This window comes from Pseudomonas sp. NPDC087804 (assembly GCF_044742965.1).
GTDB classification, from domain to species: Bacteria; Pseudomonadota; Gammaproteobacteria; order Pseudomonadales; family Pseudomonadaceae; genus Aquipseudomonas; species Aquipseudomonas rustica.
The window spans coordinates 1-6,778 of record NZ_JBIUVN010000053.1; the positions used below are offsets into that span (position 1 = coordinate 1).

General features: G+C 57.4%; 8 protein-coding genes. All 8 read left to right on the top strand.

Features of this window, described 5'->3' with window-relative positions; translation table 11 throughout:
• On the top strand, positions 1-231 hold a 231-nt coding region (gene rpsB, locus ACIOMO_RS27585; RefSeq protein WP_401244640.1), incomplete at its 5' end, for a 30S ribosomal protein S2.
• 190 nt (positions 232-421) lie between these two features.
• Complete coding sequence (tsf, locus tag ACIOMO_RS27590; protein WP_007908856.1) at positions 422-1,285, top strand: translation elongation factor Ts; 864 nt, start codon at positions 422-424, stop codon at positions 1,283-1,285.
• A gap of 209 nt (positions 1,286-1,494) precedes the next feature.
• Positions 1,495-2,238 carry a UMP kinase gene (gene pyrH / locus ACIOMO_RS27595; RefSeq protein WP_003222124.1) on the top strand — a complete coding sequence of 248 codons (744 nt, stop codon included), beginning with the start codon at positions 1,495-1,497 and terminating at the stop codon, positions 2,236-2,238.
• Positions 2,235-2,792 carry a ribosome recycling factor gene (gene frr / locus ACIOMO_RS27600; protein WP_053117621.1) on the top strand — a complete coding sequence of 186 codons (558 nt, stop codon included), beginning with the start codon at positions 2,235-2,237 and terminating at the stop codon, positions 2,790-2,792. The genes pyrH and frr overlap by 4 nt, the downstream gene beginning before the upstream one ends.
• Before the next feature lie 14 nt (positions 2,793-2,806).
• Positions 2,807-3,562 carry a polyprenyl diphosphate synthase gene (gene uppS / locus ACIOMO_RS27605; RefSeq protein ID WP_053117623.1) on the top strand — a complete coding sequence of 252 codons (756 nt, stop codon included), beginning with the start codon at positions 2,807-2,809 and terminating at the stop codon, positions 3,560-3,562.
• Positions 3,562-4,368, top strand: a complete 807-nt coding sequence (locus tag ACIOMO_RS27610) for a phosphatidate cytidylyltransferase (RefSeq protein WP_053117625.1) — start codon at positions 3,562-3,564, stop codon at positions 4,366-4,368. Before uppS ends, ACIOMO_RS27610 begins: the two co-directional genes overlap by 1 nt.
• Positions 4,365-5,555, top strand: a complete 1,191-nt coding sequence (gene ispC / locus ACIOMO_RS27615) for a 1-deoxy-D-xylulose-5-phosphate reductoisomerase (RefSeq protein ID WP_401244643.1) — start codon at positions 4,365-4,367, stop codon at positions 5,553-5,555. Before ACIOMO_RS27610 ends, ispC begins: the two co-directional genes overlap by 4 nt.
• Before the next feature lie 54 nt (positions 5,556-5,609).
• Positions 5,610-6,778, top strand: a 1,169-nt coding sequence (rseP, locus tag ACIOMO_RS27620; protein ID WP_401244645.1) for an RIP metalloprotease RseP, incomplete at its 3' end; no start/stop codon positions are given.

A 6,778-nucleotide genomic window follows, 5' to 3' on the forward strand; every position in this document is an offset into this window, starting at 1 on the left:
ATCGCGATCACCGAAGCCAACACGCTGGGCATCCCGGTTATCGGCGTTGTCGATACCAACAGCAGCCCGGAAGGCGTTGACTACATCATCCCAGGCAACGATGACGCAATCCGCGCTATCCAGCTGTACATGGGTTCGATGGCTGACGCTGTTATCCGTGGTCGCAACAATGTTGGCGGCGGCACTGTAGAATTCGCAGCTGAAGAAGCTCCGGCAGCTGCAGCTGAGTAATTAACGCCCTGGCGTTGACTCAGTAAGCAAAAAGGGGGCTTGGCCCCCTTTTTGCCACCTCGAAAACCATTTGTCGGCAGCGCAGCTACAGCATCTGTAACGTGCAGCGGCTACAAACGGCTTCGGGAAGAATTGAACGCCCGTTCGATCGGGTGGAATGGTTGAAAACCTATCCAAGAGGAATTTGAAAATGGCAGCAATTACTGCAGCGTTGGTTAAAGAACTGCGTGAGCGTACCGGCGAAGGCATGATGGATTGCAAGAAAGCCCTGGAAAAGGCTGACGGCGACATCGAAAAAGCCATTGATGACATGCGTGCTTCGGGCGCAATCAAGGCTGCCAAAAAAGCAGGCAACGTAGCTGCTGAAGGCGCGATCGCTCTGAAAGAAGACGGCAAATCTGCTGTTCTGCTGGAAGTGAACTCGCAGACCGACTTCCTGGCTCTGCAGGACGACTTCAAGGCATTCGTTGCTGAAAGCATTGAAAAAGCCTTCGCTGACAAGCTGACCGATGTTGCTCCGCTGATCGAAGCGCAAGAAGCTGCTCGTCTGGTACTGGTCGGCAAGGTTGGCGAAAACGTCAACATCCGTCGTCTGGTTCGCGTAGAAGGCGACGTTGTTGGTGGCTACCTGCACGGCAACAAGATCGGTGTTGCAGTTGTTCTGAAAGGCGGCAACGTTGAACTGGCCAAGGACATCGCTATGCACGTAGCGGCCAGCAACCCTGAGTTCCTGCTGCCATCGGAAGTTTCGGCTGAAGCGATCGAGCGCGAAAAAGCTGTGTTCCTGCAGCTGAACGAAGAGAAGATCAAAGGCAAGCCAGAAAACATTGTTGAAAATATGGTCAAAGGCCGTATCAGCAAGTTCCTGGCAGAAGCCAGCCTGGTTGAGCAGGCGTTCGTCAAGAACCCTGAAATCAAGGTTGGCGAACTGGCCAAGAAAGCCGGTGCTGAAATCGTTTCCTTCACCTACTTCAAAGTAGGCGAAGGCATCGAGAAGCCGGTCGACAACTTCGCTGAAGAAGTTGCTGCCCAGCTGGCTGCCGCCAAGCAATAAGACAGTTTTCAACTGTCGCCCGAAAGAGGCTGCCCGCTTACGCGCGCAGCCTCTTTTCAGATGGGGTAGCCAATTTTTTATTGGTTTCCACTTGGAACTGACTTACAAAGCCATGTTCCGATGGCGCTGAAGCAGCGCCAAGCTAGAGTGAACGCCAGCTGTAAACAGCTCGCACAGAATTTTTTAATACGCCGCAGGAGAGATTCGCAATGGCTCAGCAGGGCAGTGGTTATCAGGCTCGCTATAAACGCATTCTACTCAAGCTTAGCGGCGAGGCCCTGATGGGCTCGGAAGAGTTCGGGATCGATCCGAAAGTACTCGATCGCATGGCGCTGGAAGTCGGCCAACTGGTCGGCATCGGTGTCCAGGTCGGTCTGGTGATCGGTGGCGGTAACCTGTTCCGTGGCGAAGCCCTGAGCAAAGCCGGTATGGATCGGGTCACAGGCGACCACATGGGCATGCTGGCCACTGTGATGAACGCCCTGGCCATGCGCGATGCGCTGGAACGTGCCAATATCTCGGCCATCGTGATGTCGGCGATTTCCATGGTTGGCGTAACCGATCACTATGATCGCCGCAAAGCCATGCGTCACCTGAACTCCAAAGACGTCGTGATTTTCGCAGCCGGTACCGGCAACCCGTTCTTCACCACGGATTCGGCAGCCTGCCTGCGTGCCATCGAAATCGATGCCGACGTCGTGCTGAAAGCGACCAAGGTCGATGGTGTTTACACCGCAGACCCATTCAAAGACCCGCATGCCGAGAAGTTCGATCATCTGACTTATGATGAAGTACTGGATCGCAAGCTGGGTGTAATGGATCTGACTGCTATCTGCCTGTGCCGCGATCACAAGATGCCGCTGCGCGTATTCAACATGAACAAACCTGGTGCCCTGCTGAACATCGTCCATGGCGGCGCTGAAGGCACCCTGATCGAGGAAGGTCAACAATGATCAACGAAATCAAAAAAGACGCTCAAGAGCGCATGCAAAAATCCCTGGACTCTCTGGCTCACGCCTTTGGCCAGATCCGTACCGGTAAGGCTCACCCAAGCATTCTGGGCAGCGTGATGGTGCCGTACTACGGCGCTGACACCTCCATCACCCAGGTTGCCAACATCACTGTTAAAGACTCGCGCACCCTGCAAGTCGTGGCCTTCGAGCGCAACATGCTCGCCGCCGTCGACAAGGCAATCCAGAGCGCTGGCCTGAACCTCAACCCGACCAACCTCGGCGAGTTGTTGCTGATCTCCATGCCTGCCCTGACTGAAGAAACCCGTAAGGGCTTCACCAAGCAGGCGCGCAGCGCTGCTGAAGACGCTCGTGTTGCCGTGCGCAACATCCGTCGTGACGCGTTGGGCGAGCTGAAGAAGCTGGTCAAGGACAAAGAAATCAGCGAAGACGAAGAGCGTCGTGCAATCGCCGATATCGATAAGCTGACCAAGGATTCCGAAGCCATGATCACCAAGGCCACGGAAGAGAAAGAAAAAGACCTGATGGCCGTATAAGGGTCGAGCTTTTAATGGACAAGACCAAGCAGACTGCGCCGTCCGCGGTGCCGCGCCATGTCGCGATCATCATGGATGGTAACAATCGCTGGGCTAAAAAACGCTTTATGCCGGGTGTCGCCGGGCATAAAGCGGGCGTGGATGCTGTGCGAGCCGTCATCGAGGTGTGCGCTGAGGCCAAGGTCGAAGTGTTGACCTTGTTCGCCTTCTCCAGTGAAAACTGGCAGCGCCCGGCCGATGAAGTCAGCGCCTTGATGGACTTGTTCTTCAAGGCATTGCGTCGTGAGGCCAAGCGCCTCAACGACAACAACATCTGCCTGCGCATCATTGGCGATCGCACGCGCTTCCACCCTGAACTTCAGGCGGCGATGCGCGAAGCCGAAGCAATGACTGCCGGTGCCAATCGTTTTGTTCTGCAGATCGCCGCCAACTACGGCGGTCAGTGGGATATCGCGCAGGCTGCACAGCGCCTGGCACGCGAAGTTCAGGCCGGGCATCTGCGTCCGGAAGACATTACTCCGGATCTTTTGCAAACCTGTCTGGTCACCGGCGATCTGCCGTTGCCGGATTTGTGCATCCGCACCGGTGGTGAGCACCGCATCAGCAACTTCCTGCTGTGGCAGCTGGCTTACGCCGAGTTGTACTTCTCCGACCTGTTCTGGCCGGACTTCAAACACGATGCCATGCGTACTGCGCTGGCCGATTTCGCTTCACGTCAACGTCGCTTCGGTAAAACGAGCGAACAGGTCGAAGCTGGAGCCCGGGTTTAATGCTTAAACAACGAATCATCACTGCACTGATCCTGCTGCCGATTGCCTTGTGCGGGTTTTTCCTGCTCGAAGGTTCCGGGTTTGCCTTGTTCATCGGTCTGGTCGTGACTTTGGGCGCCTGGGAATGGGCGCGTCTGGCAGGTTTCACCGGGCAAGCGTTCCGTGTGGGTTTTGCCGCCGTGGTCGCGTTCATGCTCTTCATCATGTACATCTTGCCCGGCCTTGCGCCATGGGTGCTCGGTGCTTCGGTGTTGTGGTGGGCAGTGGCGACTTATCTGGTGCTTACTTACCCGGCCTCCAGTGCTCATTGGTCCAGTGCGGCAACCAAACTGGTGATCGGTCTGCTGATTCTGTTGCCGGCCTGGCAAGGTCTGGTGCAGATCAAACAGTACCCGTTGGGTAACTGGCTGATCATGGCGGTGATGGTGTTGGTGTGGGGCGCTGATATCGGCGCCTACTTCTCCGGCCGCGCTTTCGGCAAACGCAAACTGGCCCCACAGGTCAGCCCGGGCAAAAGCTGGGAAGGCGTTTACGGTGGTCTGGCATTGAGCCTGGTCATCACCGCCATCGTTGGTCTGGTGCGCGACTGGACAGTGGCCGAACTGCTCAAGGGCTTGATCGGCGCTGCGCTGATCGTCTTTATCTCGGTGGTCGGCGACCTCACCGAAAGCATGTTCAAGCGTCAATCCGGCATCAAGGACAGCAGCAATCTGTTGCCCGGGCATGGCGGTGTGCTTGACCGCATCGACAGCCTGACTGCCGCGATTCCAGTGTTCGCCGTGCTGTTGTGGATGGCCGCACCGTGAGCCGAGCCCAACAGATTACCGTTCTGGGGGCGACCGGTTCGATTGGCCTGAGCACCCTGGATGTCATCGCGCGTCACCCTGAGCGTTATCAGGTATTCGCCCTGAGCGGTTTCACTCGTCTGAGCGAGCTGCTGGCCTTGTGTGTGCGTCACGTGCCGCAATTTGCCGTGGTGCCTGAAGTCGCCGCTGCCCGTGGCTTGCAGGATGATCTGCGTGCCACGGGTTTGCCAACGCGGGTGCTGGTGGGGGAGGAGGGCTTGTGTCAGGTCGCCTCCGCGCCGGAAGTCGATGCGGTGATGGCGGCGATTGTGGGTGCTGCGGGTTTGCGTCCTACATTGGCCGCCGTCGAGGCTGGCAAAAAGATTCTCCTGGCTAATAAAGAAGCGCTGGTGATGTCCGGTGCTTTGTTCATGCAGGCCGTGCGCAAAAGCGGTTCGGTGCTGTTGCCGATCGACAGCGAACACAACGCGATTTTCCAGTGCATGCCGCAGGATTTTGCTCGTGGCTTGAGCTCGGTCGGCGTGCGAAGGATTTTACTGACAGCCTCTGGTGGCCCGTTCCGACAGACACCGATGGCTGAACTGGTGCATGTTTCACCTGACCAGGCGTGTGCGCATCCGAACTGGTCCATGGGGCGCAAGATTTCCGTGGATTCGGCCAGCATGATGAACAAAGGCCTTGAGCTGATCGAAGCCTGCTGGTTGTTCGATGCCAAGCCGTCGCAGGTCGAGGTGGTGATTCATCCGCAAAGCGTGATTCACTCGTTGGTCGATTACGTCGACGGCTCGGTGCTGGCGCAGTTGGGTAACCCCGACATGCGCACGCCGATTGCCAATGCGTTGGCCTGGCCGGAGCGTATCGATTCTGGCGTGGCGCCGCTCGATCTGTTTGCCATCGCGCGCCTGGATTTCGAAGCGCCTGATGAAGAGCGCTTCCCTTGCCTGCGTCTGGCCCGCCAAGCGGCGGAGGCGGGCGACAGCGCACCGGCGATGCTCAATGCGGCCAATGAAGTGGCTGTGGCAGCGTTTCTCGATGGACGGGTTCGTTACCTGGAAATCGCGAGTATCATCGAGGAAGTCTTGAATCTCGAATCTGTGGTTGCGCTGGATGATCTCGACGCGGTGTTTACCGCCGACGCCAAGGCACGAGTTTTGGCCGAACAATGGTTGAAACGTCACGACCGATAAGTTTTGCAACACAATGGCTTTACGCGGCACTGAACAGGATTGCGGAGAAAGTAGATGAGCGCGCTCTATATGATTGCCGGCACCCTGATCGCTTTGGGTGTGCTGGTCACCTTTCATGAATTCGGCCATTTTTGGGTCGCGCGTCGCTGTGGCGTCAAGGTTCTGCGTTTTTCCGTAGGCTTTGGTATGCCGTTGCTGCGCTGGCACGACAAGAAAGGCACCGAGTTCGTGATCGCCGCGATTCCGCTGGGTGGTTACGTCAAGATGCTCGACGAGCGTGAAGGCGAAGTGCCGCTGGATCAGCTCGATCAGTCGTTCAATCGCAAATCTGTACGCCAGCGTATTGCCATCGTGGCTGCCGGCCCGATCGCCAACTTCCTGCTGGCTCTGGTGTTTTTCTGGGTGCTGGCGATGCTTGGCAGTCAGCAAATACGCCCGGTCATCGGTGGTGTCGAGTCCGGCAGTATCGCGGCCAAGGCCGGTTTGACGGCGGGTCAGGAAATTGTCGCAATTGATGGCGAGCCGACTTCCGGTTGGGCGGCGGTCAATTTGCAGTTGGTACGTCGACTGGGTGAGAGCGGTTCGCTGCAGTTGTTGGTGCGTGAGCAGGGCTCTAATGCTGATTCGCCGCGTGAGCTGGCGCTGGATCATTGGCTGAAAGGAGCTGATGAGCCGGATCCGATTCGCTCGTTGGGTATTCGTCCATGGCGTCCGGCATTGCCGCCGGTGCTCGCCGAGCTCGATCCAAAAGGCCCGGCGCAAGCTGCTGGCCTGAAAACCGGCGACCGTCTGGTCTCGCTCGACGGTCTGGCGCTAAACGACTGGCAGCAAGTGGTTGATACTGTTCGTACGCGTCCTGATACCAAAATCATGCTGCGTGTCGAGCGTGATGGTGCTCAAATCGACGTCCCGGTGACGCTGGCGGCGCGTGGCGAAAGCAAGGCGCCGAGCGGTTATCTGGGCGCTGGCGTCAAAGCGATCGACTGGCCACCGGAAATGATCCGCGAGGTCAGTTATGGGCCTTTGGCCGCGATTGGCGAGGGCGCTCGTCGCACTTGGACCATGAGCGTTCTGACCCTCGATTCGCTAAAGAAAATGCTGTTCGGCGAGCTCTCGGTAAAAAACTTGAGTGGACCGATAACCATTGCTAAAGTGGCGGGCGCTTCTGCCCAGTCGGGCGTCGCTGATTTCCTGAATTTCCTTGCTTATCTGAGTATTAGCCT